This window comes from Streptococcus bovismuti (genome assembly GCF_042436615.2).
In the GTDB taxonomy this organism is placed as follows: domain Bacteria; phylum Bacillota; class Bacilli; order Lactobacillales; family Streptococcaceae; genus Streptococcus.
Genome location: NZ_JBHMFR020000004.1, coordinates 48,488 through 66,391 on the forward strand (window position 1 = coordinate 48,488; position 17,904 = coordinate 66,391).

Here is a 17,904-nt window from a genome sequence, read left to right on the forward strand (position 1 = left end):
AAACCAACCTCAGGGCTGGTTTCCTTTACATATTAATCTTCTTTCAACTTCGCCAATTCCTGAGCAAGGAGTTTAAGGGCGACTTGTGGGTTGGCTTGGCCTTTGGTTGCTTTCATAAGAAATCCTGTAAAGGCCTTGTCTGCGTTACGTTTGCCTGACTTGAAGTCGGCAACGGCAGCTTCGTTATCGGCAAAGACTTGGTGGATAATTGGAATCAAGACAGCTGGATCTGAGATTTGAACCATACCTGCTTTTTCCACGTATTCACGCGCGCCACCGCCATTTTTAGCCAGGTGGACAAAGACTTTCTTGGCAATCTTAGATGAAATAGTACCGTCTTCGATGATGGCAATCATTTCAACCAAGTTTTCTGGTGTCAATTCGATTTGTTCCAGTGTCTTACCTTCGGCATTTAAGAACTGAGCAACCTCACCTTGGAGCCAGTTAGAAACTTGTTTGGCATCACCACCGAGGGCAACAGCTTTTTCAAAGAAGTCAGAAGTGACTTTATTAGCAGTCAACTGGCTAGCATCGTAGTCTGACAAGCCAAGGTCAGATACATAACGTGCACGGCGTTCTTTTGGAAACTCTGGCAACTCTGTACGCATTTCCTCAATCCACTCGTCTGAGATTTCAAAGAGAGGTAGGTCTGGTTCTGGGAAGTAGCGGTAGTCAGCAGCGCCTTCCTTGACACGCATGAGTATAGTTGCTTTGTTAGCCTCATCGTAACGACGTGTTTCTTGGCGGATTTGACCACCTGAACGAAGAATTTCAGCTTGACGTTGAACTTCGTATTCAAGACCTTTGCGGACGTTTGAGAAGGAGTTGAGGTTCTTCAACTCAGTCTTGGTACCAAATTTCTCTTGACCATAAGGACGAAGAGAGATGTTGGCATCCACACGCATAGAACCTTCTTCCATTTTAACATCAGAAATACCAGCGTACTGGATAACTTCCTTGAGAGCAGTTAGGTAAGCGTAGGCTTCCTCTGGCGAACGCATGTCTGCTTCAGATACAATCTCAATCAATGGCACCCCTTGGCGGTTGAGGTCAACATAAGAGTAGCCATCTGTACCGTGGGTATTTTTACCTGCATCTTCTTCTAGGTGGGCACGCTCGATACCGATTTTCTTGGTCGTACCGTCTTCTAGCTCGACTTCAATCCAGCCGTTGTAGCCGATTGGCTCATCAAATTGAGAAATTTGGTAGGCTTTGGGATTATCAGGATAGAAGTAGTTCTTTCGGTCAAAGTGCATCTTTTTGTGGATGTCCATGTTGAGGGCAAGAGCTGCCTTAATACCAGCATCAACAACACCTTTATTGAGAACTGGCAGAACTCCTGGGAAAGACCAGTCAATCACGTTAGTGTTAGCGTTTTGGTCATTTCCAAAGTGGGCAGAAGTAGGTGAGAAGATTTTTGAATTGGTGTTGAGCTCTACGTGGACTTCAAGTCCAATGACTGTTTCAAAGTTCATTAGTTGTCACCTCCAAAAATCACGGGTTGTTGTTTGTGGTAGTCTGTTGTTGCTTCAAAAGCAGCAGCAGCTTGGTAAATGGTTTCCTCAGAATACTTAGGACCAATCAATTGTAGACCAACAGGTAGACCTTGAGAGAAACCAGCAGGAATCGAAATTCCTGGGAGACCAGCCAAGTTGACAGGAATGGTCAAGAGGTCAGCCAAGTACATGGCAACTGGGTCGTGGTTGAGTGAGTCCAAGTCATAGGCAACACTAGGAGCAGTTGGGCCCAAAATCAAGTCGTAATCCGCAAAGACTTTTTCGAAATCTTGGATGATGAGGGTACGAACTTGTCCAGCCTTCTTGTAGTAGGCATCGTAGTAACCTGATGAAAGGCTGAAAGTACCTAGCATGATACGGCGTTTCACTTCTTCACCGAAACCTTGGCTACGGCTGTTTACATAGATTTCATCCAGGTTGGTTGCATCTTCTGCGCGGTAGCCGTAACGGATACCGTCAAAGCGTTGCAAGTTTGATGAAGCTTCAGATGAAGCGATGATGTAGTAAACGGCAACACCGTATTTAGAGTGCGGAAGGCTGACTTCTTCAACGATAGCGCCCAGTTTTTCAAAGTGTTTAGCCGCATTCAGGATGGTTTCTTTAACCTCTGGATCAATTCCTTCCCCAAGGTATTCCTTAGGCAAAGCAATTTTCATGCCCTTGATGTCTTGACCGATTTTTGAGGTAAAGTCGGCAATGCGGACAGGAGCAGAAGTAGAGTCTTTTGCATCTTCGCTGGCAATAGCGTTGAGCAAGAGGGCATTTTCCTTAACAGTAGGAGCAAAAGGTCCAATCTGGTCTAATGAGCTACCGAAGGCAATGAGACCGAAACGTGAAACCGTTCCGTAGGTTGGTTTGAGACCAACGATCCCGTTGAAGGCAGCAGGTTGGCGGATGGAACCACCGGTATCAGAACCAAGTGACAAGCGGACTTGCCCAGAAGCTACAGCTGCGGCAGAACCACTTGATGAACCACCAGGAACCTTGGTCTGGTCCCAAGCATTTTTAGTGGCACCGTAGTGAGAAGTCTCACCTGATCCACCCATGGCAAACTCGTCCATGTTGGTTTTCCCAACAACGATCATGCCTTTAGATTTTGCATTGGCAACGGCTGTCGCATCAAAGATTGGTTCGTAGTTGTAGAGCATTTTTGAGGCAGCAGTTGTGAGGATACCGTCAGTAGAGATGTTATCCTTAACGGCAAGTGGAATTCCTGAAAGGACATTATCAGCGTCAATTCCAGCTTCATCAATGGCTTTGGCTTGAGCAAGAGCCTGCTCTTCAGCGATGGTAACAAAAGCGTTGATAGCTGTCTCGCGAGACTTGATATCTTCAAGCGTTGCTTGGGTTAATTCAGTTGCAGAAATTTCCTTAGAGACAAGGAGATTGTGCAAGTCTTCAATGGTTTTATTGTTGAAAGTCATTAGGCATCTCCTCCATCGTCTAGGATAGCTGGTACCTTGATATAGTAGTTATCTTTTTCAGGTACGTTTTTAAACAAGCGATCACGGTCTGTTCCTTCTTCTGCCACATCAGGGCGGAGTACGGTCTTGCGGTCAGCCATAGTTGTAGTTGGTGCGACACCAGTTGTGTCGACTTCGCCCAGCAATTCAACCATGTCAACAATTTTAGACAAGGTTGTCGCAAAGGCGGCAGTTTCTTCTTCAGAGAATCTTAATTTTGAAAGATTGGCAACGTGTGTTACCTCTTCTTGCGTAATTTTCATCTTGCATCCTTTCGTGAAATGATGATTTTTAGTCTGTTTTATTTTACCATATTTTCCTATAAATAAGGGAAGGAAAGATGAAAAAAGACAGGTGGAGGCTAGAGAATGTGTTTTAATGGTGATTAATTTGAAAAGAGGATTTCAAAGGGGGAATTATATGGTACAATGGTGTAACAGAGAAGTGAAGACGGTGGTTACGAAATCGAAAGGATGGTGATGCTTATGTGCAGAACCCGTAAAATCTTAGTAGGAAGGAGTAACCAGATTTGTCACCCTTTGAGGCTTTGACGCTCATGTTTGCAGCTGGTAACTTTGTTATCACGCTCCTGAAGTTCATCCTTGAATTGGTAAAAGAGATAAAAAAATAGCCGTCCTAACTTTGGCGAGTTAACGAGCTATTTTTTAGTTATGTAATTACAGCCACCGTCTTAAACGGCTCTGTAGGGTGTTGTTGACGCAACACCTTTTTCTATACTCATTGTAACATTTATTTTAAAAATTGCAAGGGGAATTGTTCTACTTTAGCAGTATCTGATATAAAATAGAAATTGAAAAAAATGCTAAAATCCGATATAATGGAGTGTTGAAAGGAATGGTACAATCCAATGTAAAAATCATTCTGAACTATTGAAACAAGAAAAATAGAGAATCAAAGAAAGAGAACTTATGAATATTCAAGAAGAAATTAAGAAACGTCGTACCTTTGCCATCATCTCCCACCCGGACGCGGGGAAAACAACCATCACTGAGCAGTTGCTCTACTTTGGGGGCGAGATTCGTGAGGCTGGTACGGTTAAAGGAAAGAAAACAGGGACTTTTGCCAAGTCTGACTGGATGGATATCGAGAAGCAACGTGGGATTTCGGTGACTTCATCTGTTATGCAGTTTGACTACGATGGTAAGCGCGTGAATATCCTCGACACACCAGGACATGAGGACTTTTCAGAAGATACCTATCGTACTTTGATGGCGGTGGATGCTGCGGTCATGGTCGTGGACTCTGCCAAGGGTATTGAGGCTCAAACCAAGAAATTATTTGAGGTTGTCAAACACCGTGGTATTCCAGTCTTTACCTTTATGAATAAGCTAGACCGTGACGGACGTGAGCCACTGGACCTCTTGCAAGAGTTGGAAGAAGTCTTGGGCATTGCTAGCTACCCAATGAACTGGCCAATCGGTATGGGGAAAGCCTTTGAAGGCTTGTATGACCTCTATAATCAACGCTTGGAGCTCTATAAAGGGGATGAGCGTTTTGCCAGCCTAGAAGATGGGGACAAGCTTTTTGGTAGCAATCCTTTCTACGAGCAAGTCAAGGATGACATTGAACTTTTAAATGAAGCTGGGAATGAGTTTTCAGAGGAAGCAATCCTTGCTGGAGAATTGACGCCAGTCTTCTTCGGTTCAGCTTTGACAAACTTTGGTGTGCAGACCTTCCTTGAAACCTTCCTTAAGTTTGCTCCAGAACCACATGGTCACAAGAAAACAGACGGTGAACTTGTGGATCCTTACGATAAGGATTTCTCAGGATTTGTCTTTAAAATCCAAGCCAACATGGACCCTCGTCACCGTGACCGTATCGCCTTTGTCCGTATCGTATCAGGTGAATTTGAGCGTGGTATGAGTGTCAATCTACCTCGTACTGGTAAGGGGGCTAAGCTATCTAATGTCACTCAGTTTATGGCTGAAAGTCGTGAGAATGTAACCAATGCCGTGGCAGGTGATATTATCGGGGTTTACGATACAGGTACTTATCAGGTTGGGGACACTTTGACAGTTGGAAAAAACAAGTTTGAATTTGAACCCCTGCCAACCTTTACACCTGAAATTTTCATGAAAGTTTCTGCTAAGAATGTTATGAAGCAAAAATCCTTCCACAAGGGAATCGAGCAATTGGTGCAAGAAGGTGCCATTCAGCTTTATAAGAATTACCAAACAGGCGAGTACATGCTGGGAGCTGTTGGTCAACTTCAATTTGAAGTCTTTAAGCACCGTATGGAAGGCGAGTACAACGCTGAAGTCGTTATGAGCCCAATGGGTAAAAAGACTGTTCGTTGGATCAAGCCTGAGGACTTGGATGAACGGATGTCCTCAAGCAGAAATATCTTGGCCAAAGACCGTTTCGACCAACCAGTCTTTCTCTTTGAAAATGACTTTGCCCTCCGTTGGTTTGCGGACAAGTATCCAGATGTAGAGTTGGAAGAAAAAATGTAACTCAGTACCAACAATTGGAACTAAAGTTCCTAATTGTTGGACGCTAGTCGCTATTTGGCGAACTAGCTAACTGCCTTACTAACTACGTTTGGCAAATAGAATCGATTTGCCAAACTCCGTGTAGTGGATAATAATACTGCAAAGTTTGCAGTATTTTATCTCAGCATTCTATAAAAAGATGTTGAATATTAAGCCTTATTCGTTCTACTATTAACCTTTATGGTGCTAACTTACAAATAAAAGAAAACTTCAGATAGTCACTTTTTGTGATTGGTCTGAAGTTTTCTTTTTTATACTCAATGAAACTCAAAGAGCAAACTAGGAAGCTAGCCGCAGGCTGCTCAAAATACAGTTTTGAGGTTGTAGATAAGACTGATGAAGTCAGCTCAAAACACTGTTTTGAGGTTGTAGATAAGACTGACGAAGTCAGTAACCATACCTACGGCAAGGTAAAGCTGACGTAGTTTGAAGAGATTTTCGAAGAGTATTACTGTCCATATTTTTGGTAAAAGTCAACTTTTACTTGTATGAAGGTTTTGGCTTCACGTAGGAGTTGAAGAAGGGTGGCACGGGTTTCAAATTCTTCTCTGGTCTTGGGTAGACTGCGGTTACGGAAGACTTCCAGATAGCGTTCGATTTCATCTAGCAAATCAGAAGCAGGATTGGTCTGGCTCAGTTGCCCTGCAATTTTTGAAAAGAGTTGGGCCAAAATCAGGCTCTCGCTGGCAGCTAGGTGACAGGTGTTGATTTGTTGGGCCATGTTTCGCAGGATGCGACTTTGTCGCTGTCTCATCTCAAAGTAGTGAATATGGTAATCGGTCTGGTGAAAGAGGTGGTCAGAATGATCCAAATAGACCAGCCTGAGGGCTTCTTCCAAAAGGGTGTCTAATTCATCTACCAGCTGTGCTCGGTTGCGTCCATCCCCTCTGGATAAATAATATTTGAAGCGCTGGAGGATATCTTTTAACTTTTCTTCCACCAGCGTGTGGTAGTGCTGGATTTCCTCTTCTCGTGAAGGCATGTAGAGATTGACCAGCAAAGCAAATCCTGTACCGATAGCAAAGAGAAGGAATTCATTGACTAGAAGGTCTGGAGAAGTTGACTCTTGTACCAAGAGATGGCTAACCAAAACAGTGCTTGGTGTGATGCCAATTTCCCATCCCATCTTGTAGGCTAGAGGCACATAGAGGGCTAGATAGAGGCCAAGGCTCCAGATATGAAATCCGCTCAAGTGAAAAGCCAGAACACCGATAGCTAGAGCTAGGAGCATGGAAAAGAGTCGATTGCGGGCCAGTTTTAAGGTACTTCTACGAGTATCGGATAGACTCAAGAGGGCGATGATTCCAGCTGAAACTGCTGAGGAGAGATTGAGAAAATAAGCAAGAAAGCAGGCAAGACAGGTGGCTAAGATGAGTTTGGTCGTACGTTGGCTAATAGACATAAGAATTTCCTAATAAGTTAGAATAAAAGCGTAAAAGACAAGACCTGAGCAGGCTTGCCTTTATGAGTTATTTTTTACGGGCTGCTGCGTATTCGGCAACGGCGGTAAAGAGGACATCTGTAGAAGAGTTGAGGGCTGTTTCACATGAGTCTTGGATAACTCCAATCACAAATCCAACACCGACAACTTGCATGGCAATATCGTTTGAAATACCGAAGAGGCTACAAGCAACTGGGATAAGAAGGAGGGATCCTCCGGCAATACCAGAAGCTCCACAGGCTGAGATGGCTGCTACTACACTAAGGACAAAGGCTGTTGCAAAGTCAACAGGAATTCCCAAAGTATTTACTGCAGCAAGGGTTAGAACGTTAATGGTAATCGCTGCTCCGGCCATGTTGATAGTAGATCCAAGTGGGATAGAAACAGAATAGGTATCTGAATCTAGTCCGAGGTCCTGGCAAAGTTTCATATTGACAGGGATGTTGGCCGCAGAACTACGAGTGAAGAAGGCTGTCACACCGCTAACACGCAAACATTTCCAAACGAGGGGATAAGGATTTCTCTTCATAAAGAGGAAGGCAATTAGTGGATTGACTACCAGAGCTACAAAGAACATGGTTGTCACCAAGAGGGCAAGCAAGATTCCATAGTTGGCTAGACTGCTGATTCCCTTATCAGAGATGGTTTTGAAGACAAGACCAAGGATACCAAATGGAGCTAGGTTGATGATCCATTCGACAATCTTAGAAGTCACATCAGCCATGGTTTTCAGCAATTCTTTACTATTTTTGCTGGCCTCTCTCATAGCAATCCCGAAAACAACTGCCCAAGACAGGATACCGATGTAGTTGGCTGTGACAAGGGCATTGACTGGGTTGTCAACCAATTTGAGCAAGAGGTTGCTGAGAACCTGACCAATCCCATCTGGTGGTGCGATTTCTGTATTGGTACTATTTAAGGTAATCTCAACAGGGACAATGAAGCTTGCTAGGACAGCAACAAGTGCCGCTGCAAAGGTTCCTACCAAGTAAAGGAAGATAACCGTTTTCATGTTGCTATTTTGTCCCTTTTGATGTTGGGAAAGGGCGTTAGCAACTAGGGCAAAGACTAGAATAGGTGCGATGGCTTTTAGACCGCCAACAAAGAGATCTCCAAGTAGACCAATTCCTGAAATGTTAGGAAGTGTCAGTCCTAGGGTTCCTCCAATAAGCATACCAATCAAAATCCGTTTGATTAGGCTTGCCTTATTCCAAGCATGAATGATTTTTTTCATAACAACCTCCTTAGTTGTGTAATGTTTATGATTATAGTATAAATATGAGCTAAAATCAAGAATTTTCTGTCTATTTTGGCTATTATTTTTGAATATTTATGGAGATTCATCACTTGTGAAAGTATGGTATAATAAATGAAAGGAGTTTTCTATGCAAGAATTTTTTAAAACCTACCTCAATAAGCTTGATATAACAACGATTATTGAGAATATCTTAACCAAGTTACTTTCTCTTTTATTCTTATTTTTACTCTTTTATATAGCTAAGAAATTGCTCCATACCATGGTGCAGAGAATTGTTAAACCTTCTCTAAAAATGTCTCGTCATGATGTCGGGCGTCAGAAAACCATCTCACGTTTATTAGAGAATGTGTTTAATTATACCCTCTATTTCTTTTTACTTTACTGTATCTTGTCTATTTTAGGCTTACCAGTTTCTAGTTTGCTGGCAGGCGCTGGGATTGCTGGGGTGGCTATTGGGATGGGAGCTCAAGGTTTTCTGTCTGATGTCATCAATGGCTTTTTCATCCTTTTTGAACGTCAATTGGATGTGGGAGATGAGGTTGTTCTGACAAATGGTCCTATTACTGTATCGGGCAAAGTTGTCAGCGTCGGTATTCGAACAACGCAACTCAGAGGAGAAGACCAGGTTCTGCACTTCGTTCCCAATCGGAATATTACCGTCGTCAGCAATTTCTCTCGGACAGACCAGGTCTGAAATTTTAGCAGATTTATGGTACAATAGAAAGAGTTTGGTAAAGGAGAGAAGATGTTTTTAGAAAAACAGTTGGGCAATGGTTGCGCCTGGATTAACCTAGATTTGGACAAGTTGAAAAAACTAGAGGACCTTTCTGAAATCTACGGTTTGGATAAGGAAACCATTGAATACGCACTGGATAGAAATGAGCGCGCCCATATGGATTATCACCGTGAAAATGGGACTGTGACCTTTATCTACAATGTCTTGAACTTGAAAAAGGATAAGGCATACTACGAAGCCTTTCCCATGACCTTTATCGTAGAACATCGTCGCCTAATTACCATTAGTAATACTAAGAACGCCTATGTCATTGAACAGATGACCCGTTATCTGGAGAGTCATGACACGCTTTCGATTTACAAGTTTCTCTTTGCTAGTCTGGAAATCATCAGCAATGCCTACTATCCTGTCATCGAACAGATGGACAAGAGTAAGGATGAAGTCAATGGTCTCTTGCGCCAGAGGACGACCAAGAAAAACCTCTTTGCCCTTTCCGACTTGGAGACTGGTATGGTTTACCTCACTGCGGCTGCCAAGCAAAATCGCATGTTGCTGGAGCATATTCAAGGGCATGCCCTCTATCGCAGTTTTAACGAGATTGAGAGAGAACAGTTTGATGATGCTATGATTGAGGCTCATCAGCTGGTATCCATGACAGACTTGATTTCTCAGGTCCTCCAACAACTATCAGCATCTTACAATAACATCCTAAACAACAACCTGAATGATAATTTGACAACCTTGACTATCATCTCAGTCTTGCTAGCGGTTTTGGCAGTCGTGACAGGCTTTTTCGGAATGAATGTTCCCCTACCTTTAACAGATGAGCCCCATGCTTGGCTCTACATCAGTTTAGCCAGTGCAGGATTGTGGATTGTCTTGTCATTGTTATTAAGGAAAATTGCGAAAAAAAGTTAAGAAAAGGAGCCAGAATGGCGATTGAAAATTACATGCCAGATTTTGCTGTGGAAGCAGTTTATGATCTGACAGTTCCAAGCCTGCAGGCGCAGGGAATCAAGGCTGTTTTGGTCGATTTGGACAATACCCTCATTGCTTGGAACAACCCTGATGGGACGCCAGAGATGAAGCAATGGCTGCATGACCTTCGGGACGCGGGAATTCGCATCATCGTAGTCTCAAATAACACTAAAAAACGCGTCCAACGAGCAGTTGAAAAATTTGGGATTGACTACGTTTATTGGGCTCTGAAGCCCTTCACATTAGGGATTAGCCGTGCCATGAAGGAATTCCACTATGAGAAAAAGGAAGTGGTCATGGTTGGCGACCAGCTCATGACAGATATACGAGCGGCCCACCGTGCAGGTATTCGCTCGATTTTAGTCAAACCCTTGGTCCAACACGACTCGATCAAGACACAGATTAACCGAGCTCGTGAGCGCCGTGTCATGCGAAAAATTACTGAAAAGTACGGACCGATTACATATAAAAAAGGAATTTAACTATGGAAGAAATTCTCTGTATTGGTTGTGGAGCAACCATTCAGACGACAGACAAGGCTGGTCTTGGTTTTACACCCCAGTCGGCACTTGAAAAAGGTTTGGAGACAGGCGAAGTCTATTGCCAACGCTGTTTCCGTCTCCGCCACTACAATGAAATCACAGATGTTCAGTTGACGGACGATGATTTCCTTAAGCTCTTGCACGAGGTGGGAGACAGTGATGCCTTAGTGGTCAATGTCATTGATATCTTTGATTTTAATGGCTCTGTCATTCCAGGATTGCCACGTTTTGTATCGGGCAATGATGTCCTCTTGGTTGGAAATAAAAAAGATATACTGCCCAAGTCTGTTAAACCGGGCAAGATTAGTCAGTGGCTCATGGAACGTGCCCACGAAGAAGGTCTTCGTCCAGTCGATGTCGTCCTAACTTCAGCACAAAATAAGCATGCCATTAAGGAAGTCATTGACAAGATTGAACACTACCGTAAGGGGCGCGATGTCTATGTGGTCGGTGTGACCAACGTTGGAAAATCAACTCTCATCAATGCCATCATTCAAGAAATCATGGGTGATCAGAATGTCATCACGACTTCGCGCTTCCCAGGGACAACCTTGGACAAAATTGAGATTCCGCTTGACGACGGTTCTTATATCTACGATACGCCGGGGATCATCCACCGTCATCAGATGGCCCATTATTTGACTGCTAAAAACCTTAAGTATGTCAGCCCTAAAAAGGAAATCAAGCCTAAAACCTATCAGCTCAATCCTGAACAAACCCTGTTTCTAGGTGGTCTCGGACGCTTTGACTTCATTGCAGGTGAGAAGCAAGGATTTACAGCTTTCTTTGATAATGAACTCAAACTCCACCGAACCAAGCTAGAAGGTGCTAGTGCTTTCTACGATAAGCACCTAGGAACCCTCCTCACACCACCAAATAGCAAGGAAAAAGAAGATTTTCCAAAACTAGTCCAACATGTATTTAACATCAAGGACAAGACAGACCTAGTCATCTCAGGACTCGGCTGGATCCGTGTAACAGGCACAGCCAAAGTCGCCGTCTGGGCACCAGAAGGCGTCGCCGTTGTCACACGAAAAGCAATTATTTAAACACAGAAAGGAAAGGGTTTTCTGAATTCGGGCGAGCAAGGCGAACCCCATAGAGAATACTTTTCGCTGTGGTGTTAGTTGGTACAAGTGATTGTACCAACTGCGGAAAATTTGAGACCTTAGGCTCAAATTTTAGTCATGAAAGTCCGAAGGACTTTGCTGACGTCCGTCACCACTTCAGAAAAGTATAAAAAGAAACTCTTTTAAAGAAATTATGTCATTAACATCAAAACAACGTGCCTTCCTCAACAGCCAGGCACACACCCTCAAACCCATTATCCAAATCGGGAAAAATGGTCTCAACGACCAAATTAAAACCAGCGTCCGTCAGGCACTTGACGCTCGTGAATTGATCAAGGTTACTCTTTTGCAAAATACCGATGAAAATATCCACGAAGTAGCTGAAATTTTGGAAGAAGAAATCGGTGTGGATACAGTCCAAAAAATCGGACGCATCTTAATCTTGTTTAAACAATCCAGCAAGAAAGAAAATCGCAAGATTTCTAAAAAAGTCAAAGAAATCTAAAAACTATACTCCAAATAACTGTTTTTACAGAGAAATAAAGGAGACTAGCCTATGGCAATCGAACTATTGACTCCCTTTACCAAGGTAGAGTTGGAGCCGGAAATCAAGGAGAAAAAACGCAAACAAGTCGGGATTTTAGGGGGGAATTTTAACCCTGTTCACAATGCCCATCTCATTGTTGCGGACCAAGTACGGCAACAGTTGGGGCTGGATCAGGTTCTGCTCATGCCTGAATACCAACCTCCTCATGTTGATAAAAAGGAAACCATTCCTGAACACCATCGTCTCAAGATGCTTGAGTTGGCGATTGAGGGGATTGAAGGTCTGGCCATTGAAACTATTGAGTTAGAGCGCAAGGGAATTTCCTACACCTACGACACCATGAAGATTTTAACAGAGAAGAATCCAGATACGGATTATTACTTTATCATCGGTGCCGATATGGTGGACTATCTGCCTAAGTGGTACCGAATTGATGAACTGGTAGATATGGTTCAGTTTGTGGGAGTTCAGCGCCCACGCTACAAGGCAGGGACTTCCTATCCAGTTATCTGGGTGGATGTGCCTCTCATGGATATCTCGTCCAGCATGGTGCGTGACTTCATTGCCCAAGGTCGGAAACCCAATTTTCTCCTACCTCAGCCAGTGCTAGACTACATCGAGAAGGAGGGGCTCTACTGATGGCCTATCAAGACTATATCAACTGCTCTCGTGAGGCTTTGTTGGAAAAAATGGCAGAGCTTCTACCCGAGAAACGGTTAACCCATTGCTTGGGTGTGGAGCGTGCAGCCATAGAACTGGCTCAGCGATTTGGAATCGATACTGAGAAAGCAGGTCTAGCCGGCCTTCTTCATGACTATGCTAAAAAGCTGTCAGATCAGGAATTTTTAGACTTGATTGACCGTTATCAGCTAGACCCTGACCTCAAAAACTGGGGCAATAATGTTTGGCATGGTATGGTTGGCATCTACAAGATTCAAGAAGATTTGAATTTGCATGATCCAGAAATCCTGCGAGCCATTGAAATCCATACAGTCGGGGCCAGTCAGATGACAGACTTAGATAAGGCCATCTATGTCGCAGACTATATCGAGCACAATCGAGCCTTTCCTGGAGTAGATGTGGCACGTGAGATTGCTGAGCTATCGCTCAATAAGGCAGTGGCCTATGAAACAGCTCGCACCGTGGAGCATCTGGCTCATCAGGAATTCCCTATCTATCCCCAGACCCTTGAAACCTATAACGCCTTTGTGCACTATTTGAAAGAGGACTAAATGAAGACGGCTTTTATAATCATTGATGTTCAGAATATTTTAGTGGAAACCGGTTTTCAGACAAATAGTCTATTGGAAAAAATTTCTTATTTACAAAACCAGGCTAGAAGTAAGAATATTGAAATTATCTATGTTCAACATATTGAGAACTCTGAAGCTCAAACATCAGAAGATTGGAAGTTATCTGCGCTTTTAAATCGAAAACCTGATGAAAAGGTCTTTCAGAAGAAGTATAACAGTATTTTCAAAGAAACTGGTTTAAAAGAATACTTGGATAAACAGGGGATTGAAAAATTAGTTTTATGTGGTATGCAGACAGAATATTGTGTGGATACCTCTGTCAAGGTTGCCTTTGAATATGGCTATCAGCTTATTATTCCAGAAGGAACTTGCACAACGTTTGATGGGAAAGACATTCCAGCAGTAACGATAAATGAATTTTATGAGGGCATTTGGGAGGGTCGCTTTGCAGATGTCCTAGATTACAAACATCTTTTCTAGAAAGAGGACTAAATGAACGAAAAAGAATTACTAAAACTAGTCGTGAAAGCGGCTGATGAGAAACGTGCGGAGGATATCCTCGCACTTGACGTACAAGAATTGACTAGCGTGACTGACTACTTTGTGATCACTAGCTCAATGAATAGCCGTCAGTTGGACGCTATCGCTGACAATATTCGTGAAAAAGTAGCGGAAGCAGGTTTTAAAGGAAGCCATGTCGAAGGCGATGCAGCTGGAGGCTGGGTCCTACTAGACCTCGGCGCTGTCGTTGTGCATATCTTTTCAGAAGAAATGCGTGCCCATTATAACCTAGAAAAACTATGGCATGAGGCGAATTCAGTAGATATTTCAGAAGCTCTTGCTTAGAAGGTGAACTCAGTTGTAGTCAACTGGGTTTCTTTGCTTATTTTAGAAAATTGATGGAAAGGTAAAGAGCGAGTGGTGTTTGCCATGGAGGCTCTTGGTATCATGATTATGGCAACTTATGAAACCTTTGCGGCGGTCTATGATGCAGTAATGGACGATAGTTTATACGACAAATGGACGGATTTTTCTCTGCGTCACTTGCCTAAGACCAAGGAGAGAAAGAAACTCTTGGAACTGGCTTGTGGGACAGGAATTCAATCTGTGCGCTTCTCTCAAGCTGGTTTTGATGTGACTGGACTGGACTTGAGCGCAGATATGTTGAAAATTGCCGAAAAGAGAGCGGCTTTAGCAAAGCAAAAGATTGATTTCATTGAAGGCAATATGCTGGATTTGTCCAAGGCAGGAAAATATGACTTTGTTACTTGTTATTCGGACTCTATCTGCTACATGCAGGATGAGGTGGAAGTGGGAGATGTCTTTAAGGAAGTGTATAATGCCCTCAACGAAGATGGTGTCTTCATCTTTGATGTGCATTCTACCTACCAGACAGACGAAGTTTTTCCAGGTTATTCCTACCATGAAAATGCAGAAGATTTTGCTATGTTATGGGACACCTACGAGGATGCGGCGCCTCACTCCATCGTGCATGAGTTGACTTTCTTTATCAAGGAGTCTGACGGCTCCTTTAGTCGCCACGATGAAGTGCATGAGGAGAGGACTTATGAGGTTCTGACCTATGATATCTTGCTGGAACAGGCTGGTTTCAAGTCCTTCAAACTCTATGCGGACTTTGAGGACAAGGAGCCAACAGAAACCAGCACCCGTTGGTTTTTTGTAGCGAAGAAGTAGGAGAAATCTATGACCATCACAGGTATTATCGCGGAGTTTAATCCTTTTCATAATGGGCACAAATACCTGCTGGAACAGGCCGAGGGACTGAAAATCGTTGCCATGTCTGGGAATTTCATGCAACGAGGAGAGCCTGCTATTCTGGACAAGTGGACACGGGCCCAGATGGCACTGGAAAATGGGGCAGACTTGGTAGTGGAATTGCCCTTTTTAGTCAGTGTTCAGGCAGCGGATTTCTTCGGTCAAGGAGCTGTGGATATCTTGGCTCGATTGGGCATTGATACTCTAGCTTTTGGGACAGAGGAAGTTCTGGATTACCAGAAAATCGCTGACTTATACACAGAGAAAGGTGCTGAGATGGAGAAATTTGTGGAAAATCTTCCTGATTCCCTCTCTTATCCCCAGAAAACCCAAGCTATGTGGAAAGAATTTGCGGGTCTTGATTTTTCAGGCAATACGCCCAATCATGTTCTAGCTCTAGCCTATGCCAAGGCGGTTGCCGGGCGGAACATCAAGTTGCATCCTATTCAACGTCAGGGAGCGGGTTACCATTCTGTGGATAAGGATGTGGATTTTGCCTCAGCGACGGCTCTGCGTCAACACCAGAAGGACCAAGATTTCTTAGAACGCTTTATGCCATCTATTACCCTTTTTGAGGAGGCCAGTAAGGTGGGCTGGTATGATTATTTTCCCTTGCTCCATTATCAAATCTTGTCAAATCCCGACCTAACTACTATCTATCAGGTAAATCAAGAAATGGCTGTGCGTATTAATGAAGCTATTAAAACAGCACAGTCTGTAGAAGAATTAGTCGAGGCGGTTGCGACCAAACGATATACCAAAGCGCGTGTCAGACGCCTCTTGACTTATATCTTAGTGCAAGCTAGAGAAAGTGACTTGCCAGAAGCCATTCATGTTCTTGGCTTTACCGAAAAAGGCAGAAAGCATCTCAAGTCTTTGAAAGGTCAGGTCAATCTAGTCAGCCGAATTGGAAAAGAACTTTGGGATCCCATGACTCAAAATGCAGACCAGATTTACCGACTGGGTAATCCAAGTATAGCAGAGCAGAATTTCGGCAGAGTACCGATTAGAATAGAAACAAACTAAGTCTACAGAAAGGTAGGCTTTTTAAATAACAAGTTTATTTTAGTGATTGTGTCCTAAATTACTCAAAACATATTCTATTTTAGGTTTGTGAAAATCACTTTTTTATGGTAGAATGTAAAAGAATGTATGTCATTCGGAATAACAATAAAATGAGGTAAAAACATGGAAATCATGTCGCTTGCGATTGCTGTTTTTGCCGTCATCATTGGTTTAGTCATTGGATATGTCAGCATCTCAGCCAAGATGAAATCATCTCAGGAAGCTGCAGAGTTGATGCTTTTAAATGCTGAACAAGAAGCAACTAATTTACGTGGACAAGCTGAGCGTGAAGCGGATTTACTTGTTAATGAAGCTAAACGTGAAAGCAAGTCTCTTAAAAAAGAAGCACTATTGGAGGCCAAAGAAGAAGCCAGAAAATACCGTGAAGAAGTGGACGCTGAATTCAAATCAGAACGTCAAGAACTCAAACAAATCGAAAGTCGTTTGACAGAGAGAGCTGCTAGCCTTGATCGTAAGGACGACAATTTGACGAGTAAAGAACAAACACTTGAACAAAAAGAACAAAGTATTTCTGATAGAGCGAAAAACCTTGATGCGCGTGAAGAGCAATTAGAGGAAGTCGAAAGACAAAAAGAAGCTGAACTAGAACGTATTGGTGCTCTGTCTCAGGCAGAAGCACGAGATATTATCTTGGCACAGACAGAGGAAAACTTGACCAAGGAGATTGCTAGCCGTATTCGCGAAGCTGAGCAAGAGGTCAAGGAACGTTCTGATAAAATGGCCAAGGATATCCTGGTTCAAGCTATGCAACGTATCGCTGGTGAATATGTAGCGGAGTCAACTAACTCAACAGTTCATCTGCCAGACGATACTATGAAGGGACGCATTATTGGTCGTGAAGGTCGTAACATTCGTACCTTCGAAAGTTTGACAGGGGTCGATGTGATTATCGACGATACACCAGAAGTGGTGACCTTGTCAGGATTTGATCCGATTCGTCGTGAGATTGCCCGTATGACTATGGAAATGTTGCTCAAAGATGGTCGTATTCATCCAGCTCGTATTGAAGAGCTGGTTGAGAAAAACCGTCAAGAGATTGACAATAAAATCCGTGAATACGGTGAGGCTGCTGCCTATGAGATTGGTGCGCCGAACCTCCATCCAGACTTGATGAAGATTATGGGACGTTTGCAGTTCCGTACCTCTTATGGACAAAATGTCTTGCGCCATTCGATTGAGGTTGCTAAGTTGGCTGGTATTATGGCTAGTGAGCTTGGTGAAAATGCTGCTCTTGCTCGTCGTGCTGGATTCCTTCACGATATCGGGAAAGCCATTGACCGTGAGGTTGAAGGTAGCCACGTTGAAATCGGTACGGAATTGGCACGTAAGTACAAGGAACACCCAGTTGTGGTCAATACGATTGCAAGTCACCACGGTGATGTTGAAGCTGAGAGCGTGATTGCAGTGATCGTCGCTGCAGCAGACGCCTTGAGTGCGGCACGTCCAGGTGCTCGTAGTGAGTCTCTTGAAAGCTACATCAAGCGTCTCCATGATTTGGAAGAAATTGCTAACGGCTTTGAAGGGGTACAAAATAGCTTTGCCCTTCAAGCAGGACGTGAAATCCGTATCATGGTCAATCCAGGACAAATCAAGGACGACAAAGTCACAATCTTGGCTCACAAAGTTCGTGAGAAAATTGAAAACAATCTCGATTACCCAGGAAATATCAAGGTAACCGTGATTCGCGAGCTTCGTGCAGTAGATTATGCCAAATAAATAAGAAA

The 17,904-nt window shown here is 43.4% G+C and carries 19 protein-coding genes; 14 read left to right on the forward strand and 5 right to left on the reverse strand.

The genetic code is table 11. From position 1 onward, the window contains the following. Positions 1-32: 32 nt before the first annotated feature. Genes gatB through gatC form a run of 3 tightly spaced genes read right to left on the reverse strand, consistent with a single transcriptional unit; the run spans position 33 to position 3,243 of the window. Positions 33-1,475: an Asp-tRNA(Asn)/Glu-tRNA(Gln) amidotransferase subunit GatB gene (gene gatB / locus ACERDH_RS05590; protein WP_049522353.1), complete on the reverse strand. Its 1,443-nt coding sequence runs from the start codon at positions 1,473-1,475 to the stop codon at positions 33-35. Continuing rightward, positions 1,475-2,941 (reverse strand): Asp-tRNA(Asn)/Glu-tRNA(Gln) amidotransferase subunit GatA, encoded by a 1,467-nt coding sequence (gatA, locus tag ACERDH_RS05595; RefSeq protein ID WP_386684356.1) that lies wholly within the window; start codon positions 2,939-2,941, stop codon positions 1,475-1,477. The genes gatB and gatA overlap by 1 nt, the downstream gene beginning before the upstream one ends. Further along, positions 2,941-3,243 (reverse strand): Asp-tRNA(Asn)/Glu-tRNA(Gln) amidotransferase subunit GatC, encoded by a 303-nt coding sequence (gene gatC, locus ACERDH_RS05600; RefSeq protein WP_000705419.1) that lies wholly within the window; start codon positions 3,241-3,243, stop codon positions 2,941-2,943. Before gatC ends, gatA begins: the two co-directional genes overlap by 1 nt. Before the next feature lie 293 nt (positions 3,244-3,536). Between gatC and ACERDH_RS05605 the strand changes: the two genes are divergently transcribed. Together ACERDH_RS05605 and ACERDH_RS05610 are read left to right on the forward strand one after the other, a co-directional pair. After that, positions 3,537-3,611, forward strand: coding sequence for a hypothetical protein (locus tag ACERDH_RS05605; RefSeq protein WP_386684693.1), 75 nt, complete (start codon positions 3,537-3,539; stop codon positions 3,609-3,611). 298 nt (positions 3,612-3,909) lie between these two features. After that, the gene (locus tag ACERDH_RS05610; protein WP_033682249.1) at positions 3,910-5,454 is read left to right on the forward strand and encodes a peptide chain release factor 3; all 1,545 of its coding nucleotides are present in this window, start codon (positions 3,910-3,912) and stop codon (positions 5,452-5,454) included. A 487-nt stretch (positions 5,455-5,941) separates the two neighbouring features. Here ACERDH_RS05610 and ACERDH_RS05615 read toward each other — a convergent pair whose 3' ends face one another. Both ACERDH_RS05615 and sstT read right to left on the reverse strand, forming a co-directional pair. Then, entirely contained in the window at positions 5,942-6,895 is a 954-nt protein-coding gene (locus ACERDH_RS05615; RefSeq protein WP_033682247.1) for an aromatic acid exporter family protein, read from the reverse strand. A 67-nt stretch (positions 6,896-6,962) separates the two neighbouring features. Next, complete coding sequence (sstT, locus tag ACERDH_RS05620) at positions 6,963-8,168, reverse strand: serine/threonine transporter SstT (protein WP_261051215.1); 1,206 nt, start codon at positions 8,166-8,168, stop codon at positions 6,963-6,965. A 151-nt stretch (positions 8,169-8,319) separates the two neighbouring features. On the opposite strand from sstT, the gene ACERDH_RS05625 reads away from it, so the two are divergent. From ACERDH_RS05625 to ACERDH_RS05680, 12 genes are all read left to right on the forward strand, one after another. Then, the gene (locus ACERDH_RS05625) at positions 8,320-8,886 is read left to right on the forward strand and encodes a mechanosensitive ion channel family protein (protein WP_033682245.1); all 567 of its coding nucleotides are present in this window, start codon (positions 8,320-8,322) and stop codon (positions 8,884-8,886) included. A 51-nt stretch (positions 8,887-8,937) separates the two neighbouring features. Next, the gene (locus ACERDH_RS05630; protein ID WP_120769845.1) at positions 8,938-9,846 is read left to right on the forward strand and encodes a magnesium transporter CorA family protein; all 909 of its coding nucleotides are present in this window, start codon (positions 8,938-8,940) and stop codon (positions 9,844-9,846) included. Positions 9,847-9,860: 14 nt separating this feature from the next. Then, positions 9,861-10,388, forward strand: coding sequence for a YqeG family HAD IIIA-type phosphatase (locus ACERDH_RS05635; protein WP_261051214.1), 528 nt, complete (start codon positions 9,861-9,863; stop codon positions 10,386-10,388). 2 nt (positions 10,389-10,390) lie between these two features. Then, a complete protein-coding gene (yqeH, locus tag ACERDH_RS05640; RefSeq protein ID WP_386684370.1) occupies positions 10,391-11,497 on the forward strand; it encodes a ribosome biogenesis GTPase YqeH in 1,107 nt (368 codons plus the stop codon). Between the two features lie 214 nt (positions 11,498-11,711). Then, positions 11,712-12,023, forward strand: a complete 312-nt coding sequence (yhbY, locus tag ACERDH_RS05645; protein ID WP_000060169.1) for a ribosome assembly RNA-binding protein YhbY — start codon at positions 11,712-11,714, stop codon at positions 12,021-12,023. A 51-nt stretch (positions 12,024-12,074) separates the two neighbouring features. Then, positions 12,075-12,704: a nicotinate-nucleotide adenylyltransferase gene (locus ACERDH_RS05650; protein ID WP_023938851.1), complete on the forward strand. Its 630-nt coding sequence runs from the start codon at positions 12,075-12,077 to the stop codon at positions 12,702-12,704. Beyond that, positions 12,704-13,297 (forward strand): bis(5'-nucleosyl)-tetraphosphatase (symmetrical) YqeK, encoded by a 594-nt coding sequence (yqeK, locus tag ACERDH_RS05655; RefSeq protein WP_247931983.1) that lies wholly within the window; start codon positions 12,704-12,706, stop codon positions 13,295-13,297. Before ACERDH_RS05650 ends, yqeK begins: the two co-directional genes overlap by 1 nt. Beyond that, a complete protein-coding gene (locus ACERDH_RS05660; RefSeq protein ID WP_227326068.1) occupies positions 13,298-13,798 on the forward strand; it encodes a cysteine hydrolase family protein in 501 nt (166 codons plus the stop codon). A gap of 12 nt (positions 13,799-13,810) precedes the next feature. Further along, a complete protein-coding gene (gene rsfS / locus ACERDH_RS05665) occupies positions 13,811-14,164 on the forward strand; it encodes a ribosome silencing factor (RefSeq protein ID WP_247931984.1) in 354 nt (117 codons plus the stop codon). A gap of 108 nt (positions 14,165-14,272) precedes the next feature. Further along, positions 14,273-15,013, forward strand: coding sequence for a class I SAM-dependent DNA methyltransferase (locus ACERDH_RS05670; RefSeq protein ID WP_282184330.1), 741 nt, complete (start codon positions 14,273-14,275; stop codon positions 15,011-15,013). 9 nt (positions 15,014-15,022) lie between these two features. Next, complete coding sequence (locus ACERDH_RS05675) at positions 15,023-16,120, forward strand: nucleotidyltransferase (protein ID WP_247931985.1); 1,098 nt, start codon at positions 15,023-15,025, stop codon at positions 16,118-16,120. A 162-nt stretch (positions 16,121-16,282) separates the two neighbouring features. Next, complete coding sequence (locus ACERDH_RS05680) at positions 16,283-17,896, forward strand: ribonuclease Y (protein ID WP_000404931.1); 1,614 nt, start codon at positions 16,283-16,285, stop codon at positions 17,894-17,896. The last annotated feature ends 8 nt before the right edge of the window (positions 17,897-17,904 follow it).

Bases quoted from the DNA above. Each gene is read 5' to 3' on its own strand.
- ACERDH_RS05630 (WP_120769845.1), top strand. From the start codon at position 8,938: ATGTTTTTAGAAAAACAGTTGGGCAATGGTTGCGCCTGGATTAACCTA.
- ACERDH_RS05660 (WP_227326068.1), top strand. From the start codon at position 13,298: ATGAAGACGGCTTTTATAATCATTGATGTTCAGAATATTTTAGTGGAA.
- sstT (WP_261051215.1), bottom strand. From the start codon at position 8,168: ATGAAAAAAATCATTCATGCTTGGAATAAGGCAAGCCTAATCAAACGG.
- ACERDH_RS05670 (WP_282184330.1), top strand. From the start codon at position 14,273: ATGGCAACTTATGAAACCTTTGCGGCGGTCTATGATGCAGTAATGGAC.
- ACERDH_RS05625 (WP_033682245.1), top strand. From the start codon at position 8,320: ATGCAAGAATTTTTTAAAACCTACCTCAATAAGCTTGATATAACAACG.
- ACERDH_RS05615 (WP_033682247.1), bottom strand. From the start codon at position 6,895: ATGTCTATTAGCCAACGTACGACCAAACTCATCTTAGCCACCTGTCTT.
- ACERDH_RS05680 (WP_000404931.1), top strand. From the start codon at position 16,283: ATGGAAATCATGTCGCTTGCGATTGCTGTTTTTGCCGTCATCATTGGT.
- yqeH (WP_386684370.1), top strand. From the start codon at position 10,391: ATGGAAGAAATTCTCTGTATTGGTTGTGGAGCAACCATTCAGACGACA.
- yqeK (WP_247931983.1), top strand. From the start codon at position 12,704: ATGGCCTATCAAGACTATATCAACTGCTCTCGTGAGGCTTTGTTGGAA.
- gatA (WP_386684356.1), bottom strand. From the start codon at position 2,941: ATGACTTTCAACAATAAAACCATTGAAGACTTGCACAATCTCCTTGTC.
- gatC (WP_000705419.1), bottom strand. From the start codon at position 3,243: ATGAAAATTACGCAAGAAGAGGTAACACACGTTGCCAATCTTTCAAAA.
- ACERDH_RS05675 (WP_247931985.1), top strand. From the start codon at position 15,023: ATGACCATCACAGGTATTATCGCGGAGTTTAATCCTTTTCATAATGGG.
- ACERDH_RS05650 (WP_023938851.1), top strand. From the start codon at position 12,075: ATGGCAATCGAACTATTGACTCCCTTTACCAAGGTAGAGTTGGAGCCG.
- gatB (WP_049522353.1), bottom strand. From the start codon at position 1,475: ATGAACTTTGAAACAGTCATTGGACTTGAAGTCCACGTAGAGCTCAAC.
- ACERDH_RS05635 (WP_261051214.1), top strand. From the start codon at position 9,861: ATGGCGATTGAAAATTACATGCCAGATTTTGCTGTGGAAGCAGTTTAT.
- yhbY (WP_000060169.1), top strand. From the start codon at position 11,712: ATGTCATTAACATCAAAACAACGTGCCTTCCTCAACAGCCAGGCACAC.
- ACERDH_RS05610 (WP_033682249.1), top strand. From the start codon at position 3,910: ATGAATATTCAAGAAGAAATTAAGAAACGTCGTACCTTTGCCATCATC.
- rsfS (WP_247931984.1), top strand. From the start codon at position 13,811: ATGAACGAAAAAGAATTACTAAAACTAGTCGTGAAAGCGGCTGATGAG.